Source organism: Sphingomonas sp. Xoc002 (assembly GCF_050408055.1).
Classification (GTDB): Bacteria; Pseudomonadota; Alphaproteobacteria; order Sphingomonadales; family Sphingomonadaceae; genus Sphingomonas; species Sphingomonas yabuuchiae.
On sequence record NZ_CP191175.1, the window covers coordinates 932,305 to 954,314 of the forward strand.

General features: G+C 67.6%; 22 protein-coding genes. 7 read left to right on the forward strand and 15 right to left on the reverse strand.

Annotation, left to right across the window (positions count from 1 at the left end; translation table 11 throughout):
• Positions 1-55 precede the first annotated feature (55 nt).
• The 8 genes from ACQR50_RS04415 to ACQR50_RS04450 are packed head-to-tail and all read right to left on the reverse strand — an operon-like array spanning position 56 to position 6,660.
• On the reverse strand, positions 56-412 hold the full coding sequence (locus tag ACQR50_RS04415) for a hypothetical protein (RefSeq protein WP_428969944.1): 357 nt from the start codon (positions 410-412) through the stop codon (positions 56-58).
• Entirely contained in the window at positions 409-1,176 is a 768-nt protein-coding gene (locus tag ACQR50_RS04420; protein ID WP_076715247.1) for a HesA/MoeB/ThiF family protein, read from the reverse strand. Before ACQR50_RS04420 ends, ACQR50_RS04415 begins: the two co-directional genes overlap by 4 nt.
• Positions 1,173-1,616 (reverse strand): hypothetical protein, encoded by a 444-nt coding sequence (locus tag ACQR50_RS04425; RefSeq protein ID WP_428969945.1) that lies wholly within the window; start codon positions 1,614-1,616, stop codon positions 1,173-1,175. Before ACQR50_RS04425 ends, ACQR50_RS04420 begins: the two co-directional genes overlap by 4 nt.
• Positions 1,613-2,062, reverse strand: a complete 450-nt coding sequence (dut, locus tag ACQR50_RS04430; protein WP_428969946.1) for a dUTP diphosphatase — start codon at positions 2,060-2,062, stop codon at positions 1,613-1,615. The genes ACQR50_RS04425 and dut overlap by 4 nt, the downstream gene beginning before the upstream one ends.
• The gene (gene coaBC, locus ACQR50_RS04435; RefSeq protein ID WP_428969947.1) at positions 2,059-3,246 is read right to left on the reverse strand and encodes a bifunctional phosphopantothenoylcysteine decarboxylase/phosphopantothenate--cysteine ligase CoaBC; all 1,188 of its coding nucleotides are present in this window, start codon (positions 3,244-3,246) and stop codon (positions 2,059-2,061) included. Before coaBC ends, dut begins: the two co-directional genes overlap by 4 nt.
• On the reverse strand, positions 3,243-4,349 hold the full coding sequence (locus ACQR50_RS04440) for a hypothetical protein (protein ID WP_428969948.1): 1,107 nt from the start codon (positions 4,347-4,349) through the stop codon (positions 3,243-3,245). The genes coaBC and ACQR50_RS04440 overlap by 4 nt, the downstream gene beginning before the upstream one ends.
• A gap of 15 nt (positions 4,350-4,364) precedes the next feature.
• Positions 4,365-5,900, reverse strand: coding sequence for a 2-polyprenylphenol 6-hydroxylase (gene ubiB, locus ACQR50_RS04445; RefSeq protein ID WP_428969949.1), 1,536 nt, complete (start codon positions 5,898-5,900; stop codon positions 4,365-4,367).
• A 28-nt stretch (positions 5,901-5,928) separates the two neighbouring features.
• Positions 5,929-6,660: a class I SAM-dependent methyltransferase gene (locus ACQR50_RS04450; RefSeq protein ID WP_184105210.1), complete on the reverse strand. Its 732-nt coding sequence runs from the start codon at positions 6,658-6,660 to the stop codon at positions 5,929-5,931.
• Positions 6,661-6,739: 79 nt separating this feature from the next.
• Here ACQR50_RS04450 and mutM point away from each other — a divergent pair, with 79 nt between their 5' ends.
• The 3 genes from mutM to dnaA all read left to right on the forward strand — a co-directional run bounded on the left by mutM (position 6,740) and on the right by dnaA (position 9,910).
• Positions 6,740-7,555, forward strand: coding sequence for a bifunctional DNA-formamidopyrimidine glycosylase/DNA-(apurinic or apyrimidinic site) lyase (gene mutM / locus ACQR50_RS04455; RefSeq protein WP_428969950.1), 816 nt, complete (start codon positions 6,740-6,742; stop codon positions 7,553-7,555).
• Positions 7,556-7,642: 87 nt separating this feature from the next.
• Positions 7,643-7,906 (forward strand): 30S ribosomal protein S20, encoded by a 264-nt coding sequence (gene rpsT, locus ACQR50_RS04460; protein ID WP_042490304.1) that lies wholly within the window; start codon positions 7,643-7,645, stop codon positions 7,904-7,906.
• 477 nt (positions 7,907-8,383) lie between these two features.
• A complete protein-coding gene (gene dnaA, locus ACQR50_RS04465; RefSeq protein WP_428969951.1) occupies positions 8,384-9,910 on the forward strand; it encodes a chromosomal replication initiator protein DnaA in 1,527 nt (508 codons plus the stop codon).
• Between the two features lie 86 nt (positions 9,911-9,996).
• Here dnaA and ACQR50_RS04470 read toward each other — a convergent pair whose 3' ends face one another.
• From ACQR50_RS04470 to secB, 4 genes are read right to left on the reverse strand one after another with little or no spacing between them, the layout of a single operon-like run.
• A complete protein-coding gene (locus ACQR50_RS04470) occupies positions 9,997-10,575 on the reverse strand; it encodes a hypothetical protein (protein WP_428969952.1) in 579 nt (192 codons plus the stop codon).
• Positions 10,575-11,582, reverse strand: coding sequence for a tryptophan--tRNA ligase (trpS, locus tag ACQR50_RS04475; RefSeq protein ID WP_428969953.1), 1,008 nt, complete (start codon positions 11,580-11,582; stop codon positions 10,575-10,577). Before trpS ends, ACQR50_RS04470 begins: the two co-directional genes overlap by 1 nt.
• An 8-nt stretch (positions 11,583-11,590) precedes the next feature.
• The gene (gene murJ / locus ACQR50_RS04480) at positions 11,591-13,168 is read right to left on the reverse strand and encodes a murein biosynthesis integral membrane protein MurJ (protein ID WP_428969954.1); all 1,578 of its coding nucleotides are present in this window, start codon (positions 13,166-13,168) and stop codon (positions 11,591-11,593) included.
• Positions 13,169-13,181: 13 nt separating this feature from the next.
• Complete coding sequence (secB, locus tag ACQR50_RS04485) at positions 13,182-13,688, reverse strand: protein-export chaperone SecB (RefSeq protein ID WP_042490310.1); 507 nt, start codon at positions 13,686-13,688, stop codon at positions 13,182-13,184.
• 488 nt (positions 13,689-14,176) lie between these two features.
• On the opposite strand from secB, the gene ACQR50_RS04490 reads away from it, so the two are divergent.
• From ACQR50_RS04490 to ACQR50_RS04500, 3 genes are read left to right on the forward strand one after another with little or no spacing between them, the layout of a single operon-like run.
• On the forward strand, positions 14,177-14,800 hold the full coding sequence (locus ACQR50_RS04490; protein WP_428969955.1) for a Tim44/TimA family putative adaptor protein: 624 nt from the start codon (positions 14,177-14,179) through the stop codon (positions 14,798-14,800).
• Between the two features lie 17 nt (positions 14,801-14,817).
• Positions 14,818-16,185, forward strand: coding sequence for an MltA domain-containing protein (locus ACQR50_RS04495; protein WP_428969956.1), 1,368 nt, complete (start codon positions 14,818-14,820; stop codon positions 16,183-16,185).
• A 25-nt stretch (positions 16,186-16,210) separates the two neighbouring features.
• Positions 16,211-16,738: a Smr/MutS family protein gene (locus tag ACQR50_RS04500; protein WP_428970640.1), complete on the forward strand. Its 528-nt coding sequence runs from the start codon at positions 16,211-16,213 to the stop codon at positions 16,736-16,738.
• On the opposite strand, the gene dapE is transcribed toward ACQR50_RS04500, so the two are convergent.
• Positions 16,716-17,831, reverse strand: a complete 1,116-nt coding sequence (gene dapE, locus ACQR50_RS04505; protein WP_428969957.1) for a succinyl-diaminopimelate desuccinylase — start codon at positions 17,829-17,831, stop codon at positions 16,716-16,718. The genes ACQR50_RS04500 and dapE overlap by 23 nt on opposite strands.
• Before the next feature lie 111 nt (positions 17,832-17,942).
• On the opposite strand from dapE, the gene ACQR50_RS04510 reads away from it, so the two are divergent.
• On the forward strand, positions 17,943-18,113 hold the full coding sequence (locus tag ACQR50_RS04510) for a hypothetical protein (RefSeq protein WP_428969958.1): 171 nt from the start codon (positions 17,943-17,945) through the stop codon (positions 18,111-18,113).
• Between the two features lie 29 nt (positions 18,114-18,142).
• Here ACQR50_RS04510 and ACQR50_RS04515 read toward each other — a convergent pair whose 3' ends face one another.
• Positions 18,143-18,805 (reverse strand): glutathione S-transferase family protein, encoded by a 663-nt coding sequence (locus ACQR50_RS04515; protein WP_428969959.1) that lies wholly within the window; start codon positions 18,803-18,805, stop codon positions 18,143-18,145.
• Positions 18,806-18,903: 98 nt separating this feature from the next.
• A complete protein-coding gene (locus ACQR50_RS04520) occupies positions 18,904-21,957 on the reverse strand; it encodes a TonB-dependent receptor plug domain-containing protein (protein ID WP_428969960.1) in 3,054 nt (1,017 codons plus the stop codon).
• Between the last annotated feature and the right edge of the window lie 53 nt (positions 21,958-22,010).

The following is a 22,010-nucleotide window of genomic DNA, read 5'->3' on the forward strand; positions in this document are numbered from 1 at the left end:
ACCCCTCCGTCAGGCCTTCGGCCTGCCACCTCCCCTGCAAGGGGAGGAATGAGCATTAACGCTCCCGCCGGTCCGCCCGCCGCGCCAACCAGCCGAAGGTCAGCTGGATCACCGTCGGGCATAGCATCGTGTTCCAGATGTCGAACCAGCTGGCAGGCAGATTGCCTTCATCGGTGGCGTAGAAGGGCTGAAGCAGGTCATAGGCTTCGTTGACCGTCTCGATCACCAGCACGGTCAGCCAGCAGCGCCAGTCCCAGGGCTTGCGCCGCATGACCAGCGCCGAAAGGGTCAGGATCGCCATCCCTGCATAGGCGTGGAGCGTACTGTCGGGCAGGCCGGTGACCTGCCCGATCCAGCCCTTGTCTCCCGTCCAGTCGAGCCAGCCCGACGGCGGCGTCGGCCGCGCGCTCATGCCGCCACCGCGACCATGTGAGCGCAACGACAGCCGGGGTCCTTGGGCAAGGCAAGCGTACGGAAACGCATGGTCAGCATGTCGGCGATCAGGATGCTTCCCGCACTGTCGCGCCCGAACGGTGCGGCGGCGCGTAGAGCCTCCAGCGCGGCCAGGCTGCCCATCACCCCCGTCACCGGCCCCAGCACGCCGTCATCGGCGCAGGTCAGCCCGGCCTGGTCGGCCGCCTCGCCGACGAAGCAGCGATAACAGGGTTTGTCCGCTTCCCAGCCGCGATAGACCGCCAGCTGCCCTTCGAACTGCCCGACCGCCGCCGAGACGAGCGGGATGCGCAGGGCCAGCGCGGCATCGGCCACCGCCAGGCGGGTCGCGAAATTGTCGCAGCCGTCCAGGACGACGTCGGCCCCCTCGATCAGGGCGGCGGCATTGTCCGGCGTCACCCGCGTGCGGTGCACGGCCACGGCGACATGCGGGTTCAACCGCGCGACATGGGCGGCGGCGGCCTCGACCTTGGGCGTGCCGCGATCCTGTGTGGTGAAGATGGTCTGGCGTTGCAGGTTGGACGGCTCGACCACATCGTCGTCGATCAGCACCAGCGATCCGATGCCCGCGGCGGCCAGATACTGAATAGCGGGGGAGCCGATGCCGCCCGCGCCGATCACCGCGACCTTGGCCTGTTTCAGTTTCAGCTGCCCGCCGCCGCCGAACTCGCGGAGGACTATGTGGCGGGCATAACGGGCGAGTTCGTCGTCGCTCAGGATCATCCCGGCCCCGTACCCGGCCAAGTATAGGTGATGACCGTCCGATACCAGCGATCGCCCGGGATCATGGTCCGGTGCGCCAGGTGGCGCACCATGCGCTGTGCCGCGCCTGCGCTGAACTGTTCGACCGTGGGGCAGCCGATAGCGAGCGGCACCACGCTGTCGGCGTTGCCGTCGGCGCTGATCCGGATGGCGAGGGGCACGACCAGCACCATCTGCGCGTCGTCCTGCCGGGCGCGGGTGCAACGCCCCGCCGCCACTTCGTCACGAACGAAACGGACCATATCCGGTCCGGCAGGCGGCAGGGTGAGCACGCCCAGCGTCGACCAGTCATGCGGCGGCTCGGCCGGGCCGGGGGCGGTCAGCGGGGGCACCGGCGCCACGGGCGATGCCGGCGCGATCGCCTGAGTCGCAGCGGCGGCGAGGAGCAGCGCCGCGATCACCGCCCGGTCGATCCGAAGCCGCCATCACCCCGCTCGGTCGAGTCGAGTTCGTCGACCAAGGCCAGGGTCGCGCGCTGGACGGGGGCGGGGACGAGCTGGGCGATGCGCTCGCCGCGCACCACCTCGAACGGCTGGTCGCCCAGATTGGCGAGGATCACCTTCACCTCGCCGCGATAATCCTCGTCGATCGTGCCGGGCGTGTTGAGGCAGGTGATGCCGTGTTTCAGCGCCAGACCGGAACGCGGGCGCACTTGCACCTCGTAGCCCGGCGGGATCGCGATAGCGAAGCCGGTGGCGATAGCGGCGCGTTTGCCGGGCTCCAGCGTCAGCGTCTCGGCGGCGACCACGTCCATGCCCGCCGCGCCGGGGGTGGCATAGACGGGCAGGGAAAGACCCTCGCCATGGGGCAAATATTTGATGGCAATGGAGATTGGTGCGGTCGTCATGACCGTGCTTGTAGCGCATCCGCGATACGTTGCGCGAGCCCCCTGGCCACCGTATCCTTGCCCATCCGTTCCCAGCTCTCGACGCCATCGGCGGTGACGAGGTGGACGCGGTTCGCATCGCCGCCGAACACGTCGCCCGATACGTCGTTGGCGACGATCCAGTCGGCGCGCTTGCGCAGGCGCTTGGCGACGGCATGGTCGATGACATGCTCGGTCTCGGCCGCGAAGCCGACGACCAGCGCGGGGCGGTCGGGCGCGGCGGCGACGGTGGCGAGGATATCCGGATTCTCGACCAGCGTCAGCGCAGGGGCGCCGCCGCCGTCCTTCTTCATCTTCTGCCCGGCCGCCTCGACCCGCCAGTCGGCGACGGCGGCGACCATGACGGCGGCATCGGCGGGGAGTGCCCGGGCGACGGCCTGCGCCATGTCGCGCGCGGTTTCGACATTGACCCGGTCGACGCCCGGCGGGGTAGGCAACGTCACCGGCCCGGCGACCAGCGTCACCCGCGCGCCCAAGGCCGCCAGCGCACCCGCCACCGCAAAACCCTGCCGCCCGGAGGAGCGATTGGCGATGTAGCGGACCGGATCGATCGGTTCGTGAGTCGGACCCGCCGTCACCAGCACATGCCGCCCCGCCAGCGGGCGATGGGCGGGCGTCAGCTTCGCCTCAATCGCGGCGAGGATCGCGGGCGGCTCGGGCAGGCGGCCGGGGCCGAACTCGCCGCACGCCATCGCGCCTTCATCGGGTACCATTACCTCGACCCCATCGGCACGCAACTGCGCCACGTTGCGCTGGGTCGCGGGGTGCAGCCACATGCGGACATTCATGGCGGGTGCGACCAGCACCGGCGTATCGGTGGCGAGCAACAGAGTCGTCGCCAGATCATCGGCATGGCCGTTCGCCATGCGCGCCATCAGGTCGGCGGTGCCCGGTGCGACGACGACCAGATCGGCCTCGCGGCTGAGCTGGATATGGCCCATCTCCGCTTCGTCCTTCAGGTCCCAAAGCGTGGTGAAGACCTGGTTCTCCGACAGCGCGGCCAGAGTCATCGGCGTGACGAAATGGCTGCCCCCCTCGGTCAGGACGCAGCGCACGCTGTGCCCGGCCTTGCGCATCAGGCGGATCAGCTCGCAACTTTTATAGGCGGCGATCCCGCCCCCGACGATCAACAGGATATGGCTCATCGCACGACTCGCGTCACGGTAATGCGTCGCCGGTCGCGCGCGGCGGCGACCAGTTCGCGGACCGCATCGGGGGCGAAGACGACGCCGAGGAAGATAAGCGGCGCGACCGCCAGCGCAAAGCTCGGCGCGCCGGTCAGGAGACCGAGCAGGACATAGGCGGCAAGCGTGATCCCCGCCCGCCGGGCCACCGGCTGCCGCCAATGCGCCCAGCCCAGCGCGGCCAGTACCGTCAGCGGCAGCGCGATCGCCATGGGCAGCACCCCGACTCCGCTCGCCGAGGCGATCGCCGCCAGCCACGCACCCGGCGACTGGAACGCGATGGGCGAGGCGATGGCGGGGTCGATCGGGCCGACCATCGCATTCAGCCTATGGGCATGAGCAGCGTAGAGGATCATCGCGACGGCGGTCGCCCCGATCCACCCCGTCGCCTCGCGCTCCGCCCCCGCGCGCCAGGCGAGAAACCCCATCAGCAGCGCATGGAGAAGCGCCACGGGGCTGAGGATCATCGCGGCCAGCCCCAGCGCGACGGCGGTGGGCATGGCGTCGGGCCGCCGCTGCACCAGCGACAGCGCGATGAGCAGCGCGGCCCAGACCTCGGGCACCGACACCATCGTCCGTTCGAGTGCCGGATAGAGTCCGGCGACGAGCAGGATGATCGCCAATGCGCGGGGGCCGCGCCCCTCGATCAGCGGCCAGCAGCGCCGCGCCCAGCCCGCGACGACCGCCAGGCCCAGCAGGACGAGCAGCAACTGACCGACCAGCGGCGGCATCAGCGCCAGCGTCACGGGTAGCGCGGGCAGCGGCACCGCCAGCAGCACGGGGCGCAACGGTCGCCCATTCTCGCGCAGGGCGTCGATCGCGGCCGAGTAGAAGTCCTGGCCATGCCGCACATGGTCGAGGATCGCCGCCGACACCGGTGTCAGGCGGTCGGCCACCGGATCGGCATCGCCGCCGGTCCAGAGCAGCCCCGCGATCAGCACCAGCAGCAGCGCCAGCATCCCGATCGCGACCGATGGCGTCATGCCCGACAACCGCCCCGGCTGGCTCAGCCAGAGCGGCCGCGAGATGCGGCGCGGGGGAACGGGGGGCGCGCTGCCCGGCATGCCTATCCCAGCATCCTACCGAAGCACGGCGATGGTGGCGGCGACCCCGGCGGCGGCCGACAGCATCGAGATCAGCGCATAACGCCAGCCGCCGCCGATCCGCACGACCTCGATCTGCTTGAGGGGCGGCGCAGGCGGCTCGCCACCCGGCGCGGGGTAGCGCGCCTCGATCCGGCGGACCAGTTCGGGCAGGCGGGCCAGCGTCTGCACGTCCTCGATCAGCCGGTCGGCGATCTTCGCCTCGGGACCCAGTTCGGTCCTGATCCATTCGCGCACGAAGGGCGCGGCCGAATCCCACAGGTTGATGTCGGGATCGAGGCTGGTCGCCACGCCCTCGACCATCACCATGGTCTTTTGCAGCAGCAGCAGATGCGGCTGCGTCACCATGTCGAAATCGCGGGTGATCGAGAACAGGCCGTCCAGCATCATGCCGATCGACATGTCCTTGACCGGCAGGCCCCGCATCGGCTCGCCGACCGCCCGCAGCGCGGTGGCGAACTCGGCGACATTATGGTGGGCGGGGACATAGCCCGCCTCGAAATGAATCTCGGCGACGCGCTTATAATTGCCGGTGATCAGGCCATAGAGGATCTCGGCCAGCCATACCCGCGCGCGCCGGTCGATCCGGCCCATGATGCCAAAGTCGATCGCGGCGATCTTGTTGCCGGGCAGGGCGAAGAGATTGCCCTGGTGCATGTCGGCGTGGAAGAAACCTTCCGCGATCGCCTGGCGCAGGAACGCGCGCACCAGGGTCTGCGCCAGATGCGGCAGATCGTAGCCCGCCTCGACCAGCGCCTGTCGGTTGGACAGCTTGATCCCGTCGATCCACTCGACCGTCAGCACCTTGGCGGTGGACCGTGCCCAGTCGATCTGCGGCACCATGAAGTCCGGCTCGGCGGTCATCGCCTCGGCGAGTTCGGAGGCCGAAGCCGCCTCGCGCCGGAAGTTCAGCTCGCGCAGTGTCCAGCGGCGGAAATTCTCGACGGTCAGGCGAGGGCGCAGGCGCGCGGCCTCGCCGCTCATCCCCTCGACCTGCGCGGCGGCCCATTGATAGGTGTCGATGGCGCGGGCAAAATCCTCCTCGACGCCGGGGCGCAGCACCTTGACCGCGACCGTCCGGCCATCGTTCGTCACCGCGCGGTGCACCTGCGCGATCGAGGCGGCCCCCACCGGCACCTCCTCGATCGAGGAGAAGAAGTGCGAGGGCGGACGACCCATGCTCGCCTCCATCGCGGCGCAGATCGTCGCGAAGGGGACGGGGGGCAACTGGTCCTGAAGCCGCAACAGGTCGTGCGCGGCATCGTCGCCGACCAGATCGGGCCGAGTCGCCAGCGTCTGGCCCAGCTTGATCGCCGCCGGGCCGATCGCCTGGAACGCATCGGCATAGGCAGGCTTGGCGGGCACGCGCGCGCCGAAGCGGGCGATACGCGCCAGCCGCCGCACGGGCGCGGGCGTATTGGGATCGCGCTCGATGCCCTTCAACGCGCCATGCCGTGCCAGCGTCCGCCCCCATTTGAGCAGACGCCAGAGATGCACCACCGGCTGGGTCACAGGGCGTTTCCGCCCATGCCTGCCGGCATCAAATCTTCCAGCCCGAATGGATCGCGACCAGGCCGCCCATGATCGGTTCGACCTTGGTCTCGACGAAACCGGCTTCGCGAATCATGCCTTCAAAGGTCGGCATGTCGGGGAAACGACGGATCGATTCGATCAGATAGCGATAGCTGTCCGCATCGCCCGCCAGCATCTGGCCCAGCTTGGGCACCAGCTTGTGCGAATAGGCGTCATACACTTCCGAGAAGCCCGGCCAGACGGTGGTCGAGAATTCCAGGCAGAAGAACCGCCCGCCGCGCCGCAGGACGCGGTGCGCTTCCTTCAGCGCGGCCGGGATGTCGGTGACGTTCCGAATGCCGAACGCGATCGTATAGGCGTCGAAGAACTTGTCGGGGAAGGTCAGCTGTTCGGCATTGGCCTCGGTCCAGACCAGTCCGTCCAGCCCGCGCTCGGCCGCGCGCTTCATGCCGACCTCCAGCATCGCCGGATTGATGTCGGCCACCGTGATGCTGGCGCCCGACTCGGCCAGCCGGAAGGCGATGTCGCCGGTGCCGCCCGCCATGTCGAGGATCTGGTCGCTGGCGCGGGGCTTCACCCGGCGCACGAAGCGGTCCTTCCACAGGCGGTGCATGCCGCCCGACATGGCGTCGTTCATCAGGTCATATTTGGCGGCGACATTCGTAAACACGCTGCCGACACGGGCGACCTTTTCGTCGCGGGGCACATCTTCATAGCCGAAGGAGACGGTATCGCTCATGGGGATGCCCTAGCCCGGCCTTGCTGGCGGGGCAAACGCTACCTAGCTGTTTGCCTAAGGAAACCCAGACAGAGAAAAGATGCCCGAACTTCCCGAGGTCGAAACCACGGTCCGCGGCCTGACCCCGGTGCTGGCGGACGCGCGGCTGATCCTGGTCGAGCCGCGCCGCCCCGACCTGCGCCATCCCTTTCCGGCCGACCTGCGTCAACGGATGACGGGGGCGACCGTCACGTCGCTCGGTCGTCGAGCGAAATACGGCCTGATCGATACCGATCGCGGCGATACCATGGTCTTCCACCTCGGCATGTCGGGGCGCTGGCGGATCGATCCGGGCGAGCCGCAGACGCATGACCATCTGCTGTTAGAGACGGCGGCGGGGCGGCGGCTGGCGCTGAACGATCCCCGGCGATTCGGTTTCGTCGATCTGTGGCCGACCGCCGACCTGGCGAGCTACCCGCCGTTCCTCGCCATGGGGCCGGAGCCGCTGGGGCCGGACTTCACCGCCGCCTATCTGGCCGAGGCGCTGGAAGGGCGGGCGGCGCCGATCAAGGCGATGCTGCTCGACCAGCGGATCGTGGCGGGCCTGGGCAATATCTATGTGTGCGAGGCGCTGCACATGGCGAGAATCACTCCGGGCCGGGCGGGCGGGCAGATATCGAAAGCGCGACTCGCGCGGCTGGTCGAGTCGATCCGCGACGTGCTGGAGGCCGCGATCCTGGCGGGCGGTTCGTCGCTTCGCGATTATGTGCGGCCGGACGGCGAACTGGGCTATTTCTCCAAGGAGTGGCGCGTCTATGGTCGCGAGGGCGAGGCGTGCGAATGCGGCACCATCGTCCGGCGGCGAACCGATTCGGGGCGCTCGACTTTCTGGTGTGCGACCTGCCAGCGTGGTTGACGCCAAGGCCGTCAGCCGGTAAGGGCGGCGGCTTCAAAGCTGGTGCGTCGCGCCGCTATCCCTTTTGATCGAGATTTAGAGGTTTTCATGGCGAACACGCCGCAGGCCAAAAAGCGTATCCGTCGCAACGAGCGTCGCGCCGTCATCAACGGCAACCGCGTCAGCCGCATCCGTACCTTCGTGAAGAAGGTCGAAGCCGCCCTGGCCGCCGGTGACAAGGAAACCGCGACGGTCGCTCTGGCCGCGGCGCAGCCGGAAATGGCCCGTGGCGTCGCCAAGGGCGTGCTGCACAAGAACACCGTCTCGCGCAAGTTCTCGCGCCTGACCAAGCGTATCGCCGCACTGGCCTAAGCCTCTCGGTTTCGCGACGAATGAAACCCGCCGGGGGCGGTCCCCCGGCGGGTTTTTTCGTGCGCTCGCCATCCATTCATTAACGCTTCGCGGAACGTGATCCGTGGGAACAATCCCGCGTTTCGCGCAACGCCAGCTTTGCCCGCGATTCGAGAGATTCGACTTTCGGGGCGATGACGCGCGCCTTGGTTAATATCCAACGATTTCAATTGCTTGTGAGATAGTTGGACGGGTTTCTGCGGGCTTTTGGCTGTCAATCCGGTTTATTTCAGATTTATGGCCGGACATGGTCTTGATCAGACCCCGTCATCCCTCATAATCGGTTTCCCAGCGGCGGTGCTTCGTGCCCCGCGTCATGGACATCGCGAAGTGACAGACCGGGTCGAATCCGTTTGATTCGCCGATGGGCTACGTGTCGCCAAGTGGAATAGGGGCTCGACCGCCCATCATGGGGGTCGGCAGAAGTGGAGTGCGCGGGTGACGAATTGGCAGGCAACGCGACCGACGACGGACCAGGCCCGTGCCTGGGCGCGCGTCCGCGCGAACCTGCGCGAATCGGCAGGCGCCCGGCTGTTCGACCAGTGGCTGAAGCCGATGGAGCTGATCGAGGGTGACGAGCCCGATACGGTCCGTCTGGCGCTCCCCTCGGCCTTTGCGACCAACTGGGTGCGCAGCCACTATGCCGACCGCCTGCACCTGGAATTCAAGGCGGTGCTGCCCGAGGTCCGCTCGGTCGTCATCGAAACGCGTGCGCCCAGCAAGGTCGCGCGGCTGACCAGCGTCGAGACCTTCGATGCCACGCCCGCTTCGCGTGCCGTGGCCGCAGCCCCGGTGCAGCCGGTCGAGGCGGACGAGCAGCCCTCGCTGTTCGGCGGGCCTGCGCCGACTCCGGCCCCTGCGCCGCGTCAGACGCGCGCCAAGGCGGCCGCTGCTGCCCCGGTGGCGGCCGCTCCGGCGCCTGCGCTGCGCGTTCCCGCCGACCGGCCGCCGCTCGACCCACGCCTGACCTTCGATCGGTTCGTGGTCGATTCGTCCAACCGGGTCGCCTTCAACGCCGCGCTGTCGCTGGCCGAGCCTGGCCCGCCGCGTTTCAGCCCGTTGTTCCTCCATGGCGGCACGGGGCAGGGCAAGACTCACCTGATGCACGCCATCGCCCATGCCTTTCTCGAATCGCATCCCGAAGCGGTCGTGCTGTGCATGTCGGCCGAGCGGTTCATGTTCGATTTCGTCGCCGCGATGCGCGCGCGCGACACGCACAGCTTCAAGTCGCGGCTGCGCTCCGCCGATCTGCTGCTGATCGACGATCTTCAGTTCATTGCGGGCAAGGATTCGACCCAGGAAGAATTCTTCCACACGGTCAACGAACTGGTCGGCGCGGGCAAGCGGCTGGTCATCTCGGCCGACCGCTCGCCCCAGTCGCTGGACGGCGTGGAGCCGCGCATCATCGGTCGTCTGGGGGCGGGGCTGGTCGCCGACATCAAGGCGCCCGACCTGACGCTGCGTCGGACGATCCTGAACCGCAAGGTCGCCGATCTTCCCGAAATCCAGGTGCCGACCGATGTGCTGGATCTGCTGGCGTCACGGATTCGCGGCAACATCCGCGAGTTGGAAGGCGCGCTGAATCGCGTGGTCGCCTATGCGCAGCTGACCGGCGACAAGATCGACATGGAGTTCGCCGTCGCCACGCTGGGCGAGGTGCTGCGGGGCGCGCAACGTCGAATCACCATCGATGAAATCCAGAAGCTGGTCAGCCGCCATTTCGAGCTGAAGCCGCTCGACCTGGTGTCGGCGCGCCGGGCGCGCGCGATTGCCCGCCCGCGCCAGATCGCCATGTACCTCGCCAAGCGCCTGACCACCCGCTCGCTACCCGAGATCGGCCGCAAGTTCGGCGGGCGCGATCACTCGACGGTGATCTATGCGGTGCGTAAGATCGAGGAACTGCGCGATACCGACCGCGATATCGACAATGCGGTCCGCGTGCTGATGAAGGAACTGGAGGGCTGAGGCCCTTCGAGCGGGTTGGGGGCGCGGGCTTCGACTTCGCTCAGCCTGAACGGGGTTTTGGATAGAACCCCATTCCCTCCCGCCGTTCAGCCTGAGCGTAGTCGAAGGCCAAGGGAATCTGCCCGCCCCAAGTCCGCCAGCATGCGCAGGAGCGGCGGTGTCCCATGATAGCGGATCACCCGATCCTCCACCTCCGCCAGCACCCGCAATATCCCCGGCCGCACCGCCCGTTGCCAGTGCCAGCAATAAAGCAGAAATTCTCGGTCCAGCCGCTCCGGGCATCCCGGTGCACTGTCGGGGCGCTGTTGCCCATGATAGCGGGCCACGCGCCGCAGGACGCGTGGGATCGTGATCCGGCGGGGTAGGTCGAGAAGGATGATCCGTTCGGCACGGGCGAGCCGGTCGGTGATTGCGGGGCCGTAATGCGCGCTGGAATAATTGCCGTCGATCACCCAGGCGGGCCGGGCAGCAAGGGCGGCCATGTCGGCGATGAAGTCTTCGCGCGGGCGAGCGACCCAGCCGGGGCCATGGAACAAAGCATCGGCGTGCCAGACGGGCAAATCCAACTGCTCGCCCAGCATCCGGGCCAGCGTCGACTTGCCGCTGCCCGGTGGCCCCATCACCATGATCCGGGTGGGGACCTTGGTGACGGGGCCGAGTGTCATCAGATCTGCAAACCCATGGTCCGCTGTACGTCGAGCAGCAGCGGGGCGGCCAGATCGCGCGCCTTTTCCGCACCGCGCTCCAGGATACGACCGACTTCGCCGCGATCATCGAGCAGCCGGGTCAGCCGCTCGCGGATCGGGCCCAGCGTGGCGACCGCCAGATCGGCCAGCTCGGGCTTGAACGCGCCGAAGCCCTGGCCCGCGAACTGCGCCAGCACGTCGGCCGGTTCGCGGTCGGCCATCGCGGCATAGATGGTGATCAGGTTGCGCGCCTCGGCGCGGCCCTCCAGCCCCTCCATCGTGTCTGGCAGGACGTCGGCATCGGTCTTGGCCTTGCGGAACTTCTCGGCGATCTGGTCATCGGTGTCGATCAGCTTGACCAGCGACATTTCCGACGGATTGGACTTGGACATTTTCGACGCGCCGTCACGAAGCGACATGATGCGCGGCGCGGCCTTGCTGATGAACGGTTCGGGCAGGGTGAACAGCTCGCGGCCATAGTCGTTGTTGAACTTGGTCGCGATGTCGCGCGCCAGCTCCAGATGCTGCTTTTGATCTTCGCCCACCGGAACGTGCGTGGCGTTGTAGAGCAGCACGTCGGCCGCCATCAGCACCGGATAGTCGTACAGCCCGACGCTGGCGCCCTCGCGATTCTTGCCCGCCTTGTCCTTGAACTGGGTCATGCGGTTCAGCCAGCCGACGCGCGCGACATTGTTCAGCAGCCAGCCGAGTTCGCTATGCTGGGGCACGCGGGTCTGGTTGAACAGGATCGAGCGTTCGGGGTCGATCCCCGCCGCGATCAGGGTCGCGGTCATCTCGATGGTGTTGGCCGCCATGTCGGCGGGCGCGATCCATTCGGTCAGGCCGTGCAGGTCGGCGATGAAGTACATCGTCTCGCCGCCCTGGGCTTGGATGTCGTCCTGCATCGCCACCCACTGCTTCACGGCACCCAGATAATTGCCGAGATGAAGGTTGCCCGTGGGCTTGATGCCGGAAACGACGCGCATGATGGTCCTCAACTGTTGCGGCGAACGAGCCGCTTGATGTCTCCGAGACGGAAGGCGCCCGTCGCGAAGGTGGCGACCGCATAGACCAGCATCCCCGTCGCGACCAGTATGATGAGCGCGCCCCAGCGCTCGAGGTTGGTGCCGGTCACATAGGGCTGGAACCGTTCGTTGAGCAGCGCCATCGCCCCGCCCATCAGGATCGCGGCGAGCAGCATCCGCCAGCTGCGGCGGCGCAGCTGTGCATCGGCCACGAAATGCCCGCGCCGCGCCAGCGTACGATAGAGCAGCACGACATTGACCGTGGACGCGATGGCGGTCGCCAGCGGCGGCCCCATATGGCCCAGCCACCAGATGAAGATCAGGTTCAGCACCAGATTGACCAGCATCGACCAGGTCGCATAGCGCACCGGCGTCCGGGTGTCGGTGCGGGCGTAATAGCCCGGCGTCAACACCTTCACGAGAATGTAGCTGGGCAGGCCGATCGAGAAGGCGGCGAGCGCCTGCGCGGTATAATAGCTGTTGGTCGCGGTAAACTTGCCATGCTCGAACAGCGCGGCGACGATCGGCTGGCCGCAGACGATCAGCGCGACCGTGGCGGGCAGGGTTAGCAGCAGCGCCAGCTCCATGCCCCGGTTCTGCGTCTCCATCGCCTCGACCTCCTTGCCCGCACCCAGCAGGCGCGAGACGGTGGGCAGGAGGACGGTGCCGAGGCCGATGCCGATCAGCCCGAGCGGCAGCTGGTTCAGCCGGTCGGCGGCATAGATATAGGATACCGACCCCTCAGGCAGGAAGCGGGCGGCCAGCGCGGTCGAGATGACGAGGTTGATCTGCACCGCGCCCGCACCGGCGGCGGCGGGCAGGATCAGCTTCATCAGCCGCTTCACGTCGTCATTGATGACCGGCCGCTTCAGCCGGAGCCGGACACCCGCGCGGCGGCACGCCCACCAGAGCCAGACGAACTGCAATATCCCTGCAACCGTGACCGCGATCGCCTGATTGCGGGCGGTCGCCATCGGTTCGTGGGTGTGGAAGAACAGGAGTGCTACGATCAGCGTCAGGTTGAGCAGGATCGGCGCGGCCGCATTCACCCAGAAGCGGTGCAGCGAATTGAGGATGCCGCCCAGCAGCGACACCAGGCTGATGAACAGCAGATAGGGAAAGGTCAGCCGATTGAGCAGGACGATATAGTCGAACTGCGCCGGCGTGCCCTTGCCGTAACCGAAGGTCTGGACCCAGGTGACGGGCCAGGCGGCCAGCTCGACCAGCGCGGTCATGACGATCAGCACCGGCAGCAGGACCGAGAGCGCATTTTCGGCAAAGGCCAGGCCATGCGCCAGGCCCGAGCCCTCCGCCGCCTTATCCCCTTCTGCCACCTTGCGGTTGAACATCGGGATGAAGGCGGCGGAAAAGGCTCCCTCGGCGAAGAGGGCGCGGAACATGTTGGGCAGGCGAAACGCGATCTGGAACGCGTCGGAGGCGAAGTTCGCGCCCACGAAGCGGAAGAACAGCGAGTCGCGAACCAGACCAAGCACGCGGCTGGCCAGAGTCAGCCCGCCGACCGAGCCCAGCGCCTTGGTCAGGTTCATCTGTCAGTCCGGATCAGGCGTGGCCGGTTTCCGGGGTGTTCGGCTGCGCACCCGCCTGGGCATCGGCCTGCTGCAGGTACAGCTGCGCGAAATCGATCGGCTCCAGCATCAGGGGCGGGAAGCCGCCGTCGCGCACCGCATCGGCCAGCACACGGCGGGCGAAGGGGAAGAGCAGGCGCGGCGCTTCACCCAGCATGAAGGGCTGGATCTGGTCGGCGGGCACGTTGCGGAAACCGAAGAGACCGGCATAGCTGAGGTCGACGATGAAGGCGGTCTTGCCCTCGGACTCGGCGCGAACCTCGATCTTCAGGGTCAGTTCGTGGACTTCCTCGCCGACCTGCGCCGCCGAGATGTTGAACTGCACGTCGATGCCGGGCGCGGTCTGCGCCTGATAGATGGCAGGCGCGTTCGGGTTCTCGAACGACAGATCCTTCACATATTGCGAGATCATACCGGCGGCGGGGCCGGCATCGTCGCCGTTCGGCGCTTCAAAGCCCTGCGGCAAACCCTGTTCGTCCATCGTCGCTACCTTCTTACGTGAGATCAAAGGGGGTAGGGTCTATACTCAATCAGGACAGGGATCGTGATCGCCCGCTGGAAGGCGCTGGCAAGGAGCGCGGCGCGGCAGGTAGCGGCGCTACCTGCAAGCAAGCGACGCCGACCAGCGCCTTCCAGCGGGCGACCGCCAAAGCGGCGGGCCGATTTTGGCCCAGGGCGACGTCGCTCGTCGGTCACGATGCGATTGCATCGCTCCGCTCCTCGCTTCTTGCCCTGAACCAAAATCGGCTCCGTCACGACCCCGTCCTGATTGAGTATAGACCCTTAAGGGACCGAAACGGCATGTTCACGCGTTCGGCCATATAGCCGTTGCGCGTAGCAGCGGGCCGGCACGGTTTCAACCTTGCCCACCTCGTCGGGAGGCCGGGTTTTCATTGTCGGCTCGTACGCCTATATCGGTCACGATAGTGAAAGGCGCCTGTGTTGTTATTCTACGTCGTTCTTCTCGCGATGGTCGCGCTCTTCCTCGCACTGCGGCTGTACAGCGTGCTGGGCAAGCGCACCGGCCATGAACAGCAGCCGCTGGCGCGCAGCGCCGATGACCGGCCGCTGCCCGTCACGCTGCCCCGCGCGACCGAGGCGGCGCAGGCCTCTGTGCCTGTCGCCAACCGCAACATCGATCCGCGCGCCGAACAAGGCCTGCGCGCGGTGATCGCGGGCGAGGCGGGCTTCGACGTGGCGCAGTTTCTGAACGGCGCACAGGCCGCCTATCGCATGACGCTGGAAGCCTTTTGGAAGGGTGACGAGGATGCGCTGGCCGATCTGGTCGAGCGCGACGTGCTGGCCGCCTTTGCCGAGGCGATCGAGCAGCGGCGCGAGGCGGGCCAGACCCTCGACAACCGCCTGATCCGGGTCGAGAGCGCGAAGATCGTCGATGCGCAGGTCGAGGGTCGCGAGGCGCGCATCACCGTCCGCTTGGACGCCGATATCGCCGCCGTCACGCGCGATGCCGAGGGCCATGTCATCGCCGGTTCGTTGAGCGATGCGGTCGAGACGCATGACGTCTGGACCTTCGCCCGGACGCTGAAGAGCGGCGATCCGAACTGGAAGCTCGTCGACACCGACGAAGCCTGATCCGGTCTGACGGGGGAATGATCGCGTTGAGGGGGTATCGCGTCGCGGCCGTGGTCGCGCTTTCGGTGAGCCTGTCGGCCTGTGCCGGGCGGATCGTCCCGCCGGGCACCTCGGCACACTATCCGTCGCGGGGGGAAGCGCAGCCCCAGCCCAAACCGCAACCCCGCCCCCGGCCCGGCGGTTCGTCCGTCCAGCCGAGCGGCCCCAGCGTCTCGCGCGTGGCCGATGGTCCGGTGCGGATCGTGGCCGCGACGCCGATGCCCGCTACCCCGGTCGTGGCGATTCCCGGCGCGGCCTCGGCGGCACAGGCGGGCATTCTGGCCGGACCGCCCGTCGCCGCCCTGCCGATCACCGAACCGCAGGCCGAGGCGGCGCGTGCGGCCTTCCTGCTGTCCTGTCCCGGCCTGATGCGCCGCACCGACGGTAGCGGCCTGACGCAAGGCGCCGACTGGCAAGCGGCCTGCCAGGCCGCCGCCAGCGTACCGCGCGGGGGCGCCCGCGATTTCTTCGCACGCTATTTCGAGGCGGTGCAGGTCGGCGATGGCCGTTCGCTGGCGACCGGCTATTACGAGCCCGAGATTGCGGGTTCGCGCGACCGGCGCTCGGGCTATGAGGTGCCGATCTATGCCCGGCCGCGCGACCTGATCGATGTCGATCTGGGTGCCTTCACGACCGACCTGAAGGGCAAGAAGATACGCGGCAAGGTGCAGGGCACCAACCTCGTCCCTTATGACGACCGGACCGCGATCGAGCAGGGATCGCTGGAGGGGCGTGCGCCGATTCTCGCCTGGGGGGCGGACCCGGTCGAGGTCTTTTTCCTTCAGATTCAGGGTTCGGGGCGGCTGAGGTTGCCCGATGGCGGCATCATGCGGATCGGCTATGATACGCAGAATGGCCGCGACTATACCGGCATCGGCGCGCTGATGAAGTCGCGCGGACTGCTGGGGCCGGGGCAGACCTCGATGCAGGGGATCGTCGCCTGGCTGCACGATCACCCCGAGGAAGGCCGCGCGATCATGCGCGAGAATAAGAGCTTCGTCTTCTTCCGCGAGTTGAACGGCGCGCCGCAGGGGGCGATGGGCTATGCGGTAACGGGGCAGGTCAGCGTGGCGGCGGACCCGAAGTTCGTGCCGCTGGGTGCGCCCGTCTTCCTGTCGATGGACCGGCAGGATGCGACCGGCCTGTGGGTGGCGCAGGACACGGGCGGCGCGATCAAGGGCTCCAACCGCTTCGACACCTTCTGGGGGGCTGGCGATACGGCACGAGCGGTTGCGGGTGGCATGTCGGCACGGGGCACGGCCTTCCTGCTGCTGCCGGTCGGAACGCTGGCACGCGCCGGGATTACGGCTCCTGTCGGGACGGTCGGTGCGATCCCTCAACCCTGACGAGGCGCATCTCTGGGCGCGGGTGATGGAGACCGTGCGCCCGTTGCGCGCCGCCGTCGTGCCCGCCCGGCCCGCGCCGCCCCCACCGACCATGGAGGCGGTGTTCCAGGAAACGCCCGGCGCGCCCAAGGTGCGGGTGAAGGGCCGCGTGCCGCCGTTGCGCCAGCCCGCAGCACCTCCGCCCGCGCCGAAGAAGGGGCCGGGTGAGACGCTGGATGGCGGCTGGGACAAGCGCCTGTCGCGGGGCAGCGTCATGCCCGACAGCTCGCTCGACCTGCATGGCCATACGCTGGCGTCGGCGCATGCGTTGCTCGACCAGGGGCTGGGCCGGGCGATCGCTCGGGGCGACCGGGTGCTGCTGCTGGTGACGGGCAAGCCGCCGCGTCCCGAAAGCGAGCGCCCCCATGCGCGCGGTGCGATCCGTGCGGCGATCAGCGACTGGCTGGGCGCCTCGCGCCATGCCGATTCGATCGCGGCGATCCGGGGTGCCCATCCGCGGCATGGCGGGCAGGGCGCGCTCTACATCGTGTTCAGGCGCCCGCGCGAGCGATGACCCCCGCATAGATGCGGGTCAGCGCGTAGAGGTCGTCGACCGCAACCGCTTCGTCGACCTTGTGCATCGTCGCGTTGAGCAGGCCGAATTCGACCGTCGGGCACAGCTTCGACAGGAAGCGCGCGTCCGAGGTGCCGCCGGTGGTCGACAGCTCCGGCTCGATTCCCGTCTCGGCGCGGATGGCGTCGGCGATCATCGCGGAAAAGGCACCCGGCTGGGTCAGGAACGCCTCGCCCGAAATGCGACCCGTGACCTGGGCGGCGGGGGCGTGGGTGCGCGCGATGGCGGTGATCCGCTCGACCAGCGCCGCGCCGTTCTGTTCGTCGTTGAAGCGGATCGACAGCCGCGCCTGCGCCGCACCCGGAATGACGTTGGTCGCGGGGTTGCCGACATGCAGGTCGGTAATCTCGATATTGGACGGCTGGAACCAGGCATTGCCGGTGTCGAGCGTCACCCCCTCGATTTCGGCCAGCATCGCGACCAGCGGGGTAATCGGATTGTCGGCCAGATGCGGATAGGCGACATGCCCCTGCCGCCCCGGAACGGTGATCCAGATGTTGACCGAGCCGCGCCGCCCGATCTTCATCATGTCGCCCAGCCTCTGCGCCGAGGTCGGCTCGCCGACCAGGCAGAGGTCGGGGGCCACCCCAAGTTCCGCCATCCGATCGATCAACGCGCGGGTGCCGTAGATAGCGGGGCCTTCCTCGTCGCCGGTGATGATCAGCGACAGCGGGATGGTCCGGTCGGCCGGGATCGCGGCGACGAAGGCGGCGACCGCGCCCTTCATATCGACCGCGCCGCGCCCGAAGAGCAGACCGTCGCGCACCTCGCCGGAAAAGGGCGAACCCTGCCAGCCGTCACCGGCGGGCACCACATCGACATGGCCTGCAAAGGCCAGATGCGTGCCCGTTCCGCCGCGCGTGGCCAGCAAATTCTCGACCGGACCGTCGGGTTCCTCGCCGATGGTAAAGCGATCCACGGCGAAGCCCAGCGGCACCAGCGCGGCCTCCAGCACGTCGAACACGGAGCCACGCGCGGGCGTGACGCTGTCGGCCCGGATCAGGGCCTGGGCGAGGGTGAGGGCGTCGGTCATGCCGCGCGGCATAGGCAGCGTGTGCGCGGACGGCAATGACGCGATTGACGACGCTTACGGAGCCGATGCGCCCCGACATCGTTCCAACCCCTGCGTAACAGGAGTGATGTGATGAACGACCCCGATCCCAACGGCCACAAGGCCGGAAAGCGCCTGCTGCTCTGGTTGCTGATCGCGCTGGGGATCGCCGGGGTGCTGCTGTACACCTTCACGTCGCGCGTGGCCGAACCGGCGGCCGACCAGCGGGCACCCTTGAACGAAGTTCCCCCGACCGCGCGGTAAGGCTGGCGGGGGAGGGGCAAGGGAGATCTTCACTCCACCGGTTGTTCGAACCGCTCGATCACCCATTCCTCTTCCTGCGCGCCTGCGATCCAGTCCTGCATGAAGGGGTGGCGCAGCACCGCGTCCATATAGGGCACGGCGAAGCGTGCGACGGGCAGTTGATAGGTGACGATCCGCGTCACCACCGGCGCGAACATGATGTCCGCCGCGCCGAACTGCCCGAACAGGAAATCGCCGTCGCCGCCGAAGCGCGCCCGCGCCTGCGCCCACAGCTCCATCATCCGCTTCAGGTCGACGATCACATCGTCATCGGGCATCCGGGCGGGATAGACCTGGCGGATGTTCATGCTGTGCTTGCGACGAAGCGCCACGAAGCTGGAATGCATCTCCGCCGCCATCGACCGTGCCATGGCGCGCGCCGCATCGTCGGCGGGCCAGAAGCGGTCGCGCCCGACCTTGTCGGCCAGGAAGTCGATGATCGCCAGGCTGTCCCACACGACCGCCTCGCCATCCCACAGGATCGGCACCTTGCCCGAGGACGGTGCGAATTCCGCCCCCTCGCGCCGCTTGTCCCAGTCCGCGTCGTAGAGCGGCACGACCACCTCCTCGAAGGGAAGTCCCGACTGCCGACAGGCGAGCCAGCCGCGCAGGGACCAGGAGGAATAGGCCTTGTTGCCGATGATGAGCTTCATGGACCAAGGGGTAACGGCCCCGCCGGATCGCCGCAACCGAACAAAAAAAGGCCCGCCCGGGGAACCGGACGGGCCTTTCGTTTCCGACGAACGCCGGATCAGAAGCGGGCGGTGGCCGCCACGCGGAAGAAGCGACCGATCAGCCCCGAGAAATAGGGCTGGGTGCCGCCCGCCACCGCCGTGGCGGGGAAGGGGGCCGTCGCGTTGAAGACATTGTCGACGATGAAGCGCAGGTTGAACTGGTCGTTCACCTTCACGCCCACCGTGGTGTTGAACACCACCCAGTCGGTCAGGCCGCTGATGTTGCGGGCATTGGCGGCTTCGTCGAGGTTGAACTTCACCTTGCCAGTATACTGACCCTGGAACAGGATGTTGAAGGTCTTGCCCTCATAGGTCAGGTTCGCCGTGCCCGAATGGCGCGGATAGCCGATCTCGCCCGCCGCATGGTTGATATCGCCGGTACCGACCTGGGTCTCCAGCTTGTCGCGGTAGAAATAGTTTACCGACAGGCCGACCGTGCCCGCATCCGCCAGACCCACGCGGCTGAGCGGCAGGCGATAGGCGATGGTCGATTGCAGACCCGCCATCTCATAGGAGGCGGCGTTGTAATAGCCCTGGCGGATCGTGGTCAGCTGGCCGTCGGCACCCCGGTCGAACAATCCGCAGAACTGGTTCGGATAGCTGGCCGAATCGTAACAGGCATTCAGGATGTCCACGCCATCGAGCGACGTGATCGCGTCCTTCAGCTTGATGTTTACCCAGTCGACCGCGACCGACAGGCCGGGAATGAAGGCGGGTTGCGCGATAGCGCCGACGGTCCAGCTGTTCGCCTTTTCGTTGCGCAGGTCGGGGTTGCCCGCGATCGTCACCGGGATGGTGAAGTTGCTGAAGTTCGAATCGAACGTCGCGGGGTTGATCCCGGCGGCCACGCAGTTGGCGCGGCGCACGGACGGGTTGGGGCCGCCGTCGACGAAGCGAGAATCGCACGGATCGTTACCGGAGTTGAACGCCCGCGAGGTCGGGTTGAACACCTCGGTGATGGCGGGCGAGCGGATCGAGCGGGTGAAGTTGCCCCGGAAGGTCAGCCCCTGGAAGAAGCCGACGCGGCCGCCCGCGGTCCAGGTCACGTCGCCGCCCGACAGCGAGTTGTCGACATAACGCGCCGCGCCGTCGAACTCGAGCGTCTTGAGCCAGCTCAGCTCGTTCTTGCTCGACACGAACGGGACCACGACTTCGCCGAACACCTCGTTGGTGTGGAACTTGCCCCGGATCGGGTCGATGGGGATGGTGCGGCCATATTGCACGCGGCTGCCGTCCGCCTGGGGTTCGCCGAAATAATAGGCGCCGGGATCGAACTGCGTCTTTTCCTCGCGATGCTCGTAACCCAGCGACAGCGACACGTCGTTGCCGAACAGCTGGAAGACGGGGCCGTTGATATTGGCGTTGAACACCAACTGCTCATTGGCCGAACGCGGCGTGGCGACCGTGAAGATGTAATCGCGCGCCGCCTGGCTGGCCTGGCCGACGCCGAAGATGTTGAGCGGGGCGCAAGCGCCGCCGCCGATCGACGGGATGGTCGCATTCACCACGCCCGGGCGGCAGGTGATGTTGCCCGAGGCGTCGCGCACCGCGTCGATGGCGTTGGCGAAATTCTGCTGGATCAGCTCGAAGTTGCGGCCATTGGTGATCGACTTGCCATAGACGGCCGAGGCCTCCCACTTGAAGTCGCGACCCAGCAGCGGCACCGTGCCGTCGAACCCGCCGACGAAGCGGTACGTCTCGACCGTGGCTTCGGCGCGGCCGGTGGTCAGGTCGGCCAGCGCGCGGCCGACATAGAATTGGTTCTGACCGGCGGGCAGATTGGCCGCGATGGTCGCGCGGTCGGTGGCCGACAGATAGGGATTGTCGAGGCTGAGCAGCAGGTTGCCATCGGCCGTCCCGGCATCGTCGAACAGCGCGGTATTGTAGTTGGGCTGATCGATCAGGTTCGTGCCCTTGCTGCGGACATACCATGCCTCGCCGAAGAAGCGGATGCGGTCGCTGAACTGATAGCTGGCCTGGGCGCTGGCGATATAGCGTTCGGAGGTCGTCAGCAGGTTCGACTGGAGCGGCAGGTTGTAGCCGTTGCCGCCGCTGCTGATATAACCCTGACGCATCGGCGTGCCGAGGTCGAGCGGCACCAGTGTGCCGTTCGCGCCGAACTGCAGCAGCTGGCCCGCCGCATTGCGGATGCCCGAGCGGCTGGCGAGGAAGTCGTCCGCGCTGAACGGCACGCCACCGATGGTGAAGGCGCTGTAGCGCTGGTTCGGGTAGAGGACGCGCTGGAACTCGCCCGCGGTGGCGGGCGTGCCGAAGAAATAACCGGCGGCGGTGATGTCGCGGTCGGCGGCGGTCAGGCCGGTGACGCGGTTATACTCGCCCGAGATGGTGATGTTGCCGCGACCATCGGCGAAGTTCTTGCCCGCCAGCAGGCTGAGGCGTTGATCGGGGGCATCGCCCTTTTGCGACACACCCGCTTGGCCCTGGAGCTGAAGCCCGTCGAAGTCGCGCTTCAGGATGATGTTGACGGTGCCCGCGATCGCGTCCGAACCATAGATCGGCGCGCCGCCGATGGCGACGGTCTCGACCCGCTCGACCAGGCTGGTCGGGATGTTGTTCAGGTCGACCTGCGTACCGGCCGATACGGGGCCGAAGATGCTGGCGGTGTTCGACGACACAAAGCGGCGGCCGTTGACCAGCACCAGCGTGCGCTGCGTACCGAGGCCGAAAAAGTCGACAAAGGTCTGGGCCGGGCCGAAGGACGACTGCGCGCCGACGCCGCTATTGCCCGGAGGACCGAAGGCCGGGATTTCGCTCAGCACCTGGCCGACATTGGTATAGCCGCGATTGGCGATCTGCGCCGCACCGACGACCTGGGTCGGTTGCAGCGTCTCGAACTCGGGCCGGGCAATGCGCGAGCCGGTGACGACGACGTCCTGGCCGCCCGCCGCGCTCTGGTCCGCTGCGGTGTCCTGCGCGGTGCTTTCCGGCGCGGTGGCGTTTTCCGGGGCCGTCGGCGGCAGGGTCTGGGCCGCGACCGGGGCCGCAAGGAGGGTGAGCAGCGCAACGGCGCTGACGTCGCGCAGCGCGCGCGAGCGGATATTCCGGGACATGATACGCTTTCCCCAATTTTATCTATTTGTATTCATGGGGCTATTCCTGAGCA

Excerpts from the sequence above, each read along its gene's own strand:
- mutM (WP_428969950.1), top strand. The coding sequence starts at position 6,740 with ATGCCCGAACTTCCCGAGGTCGAAACCACGGTCCGCGGCCTGACCCCG.
- ACQR50_RS04510 (WP_428969958.1), top strand. The coding sequence starts at position 17,943 with ATGAACGACCCCGATCCCAACGGCCACAAGGCCGGAAAGCGCCTGCTG.
- dut (WP_428969946.1), bottom strand. The coding sequence starts at position 2,062 with ATGACGACCGCACCAATCTCCATTGCCATCAAATATTTGCCCCATGGC.
- secB (WP_042490310.1), bottom strand. The coding sequence starts at position 13,688 with ATGGACGAACAGGGTTTGCCGCAGGGCTTTGAAGCGCCGAACGGCGAC.
- ACQR50_RS04470 (WP_428969952.1), bottom strand. The coding sequence starts at position 10,575 with ATGACACTCGGCCCCGTCACCAAGGTCCCCACCCGGATCATGGTGATG.
- ACQR50_RS04495 (WP_428969956.1), top strand. The coding sequence starts at position 14,818 with ATGATCGCGTTGAGGGGGTATCGCGTCGCGGCCGTGGTCGCGCTTTCG.
- ACQR50_RS04415 (WP_428969944.1), bottom strand. The coding sequence starts at position 412 with ATGAGCGCGCGGCCGACGCCGCCGTCGGGCTGGCTCGACTGGACGGGA.
- ACQR50_RS04500 (WP_428970640.1), top strand. The coding sequence starts at position 16,211 with ATGGAGACCGTGCGCCCGTTGCGCGCCGCCGTCGTGCCCGCCCGGCCC.
- ACQR50_RS04450 (WP_184105210.1), bottom strand. The coding sequence starts at position 6,660 with ATGAGCGATACCGTCTCCTTCGGCTATGAAGATGTGCCCCGCGACGAA.
- coaBC (WP_428969947.1), bottom strand. The coding sequence starts at position 3,246 with ATGAGCCATATCCTGTTGATCGTCGGGGGCGGGATCGCCGCCTATAAA.
- ACQR50_RS04520 (WP_428969960.1), bottom strand. The coding sequence starts at position 21,957 with ATGTCCCGGAATATCCGCTCGCGCGCGCTGCGCGACGTCAGCGCCGTT.
- murJ (WP_428969954.1), bottom strand. The coding sequence starts at position 13,168 with ATGAACCTGACCAAGGCGCTGGGCTCGGTCGGCGGGCTGACTCTGGCC.
- dapE (WP_428969957.1), bottom strand. The coding sequence starts at position 17,831 with ATGACCGACGCCCTCACCCTCGCCCAGGCCCTGATCCGGGCCGACAGC.
- trpS (WP_428969953.1), bottom strand. The coding sequence starts at position 11,582 with ATGCGCGTCGTTTCCGGCATCAAGCCCACGGGCAACCTTCATCTCGGC.
- ACQR50_RS04420 (WP_076715247.1), bottom strand. The coding sequence starts at position 1,176 with ATGATCCTGAGCGACGACGAACTCGCCCGTTATGCCCGCCACATAGTC.
- rpsT (WP_042490304.1), top strand. The coding sequence starts at position 7,643 with ATGGCGAACACGCCGCAGGCCAAAAAGCGTATCCGTCGCAACGAGCGT.
- ACQR50_RS04490 (WP_428969955.1), top strand. The coding sequence starts at position 14,177 with ATGGTCGCGCTCTTCCTCGCACTGCGGCTGTACAGCGTGCTGGGCAAG.
- ACQR50_RS04440 (WP_428969948.1), bottom strand. The coding sequence starts at position 4,349 with ATGCCGGGCAGCGCGCCCCCCGTTCCCCCGCGCCGCATCTCGCGGCCG.
- ACQR50_RS04515 (WP_428969959.1), bottom strand. The coding sequence starts at position 18,805 with ATGAAGCTCATCATCGGCAACAAGGCCTATTCCTCCTGGTCCCTGCGC.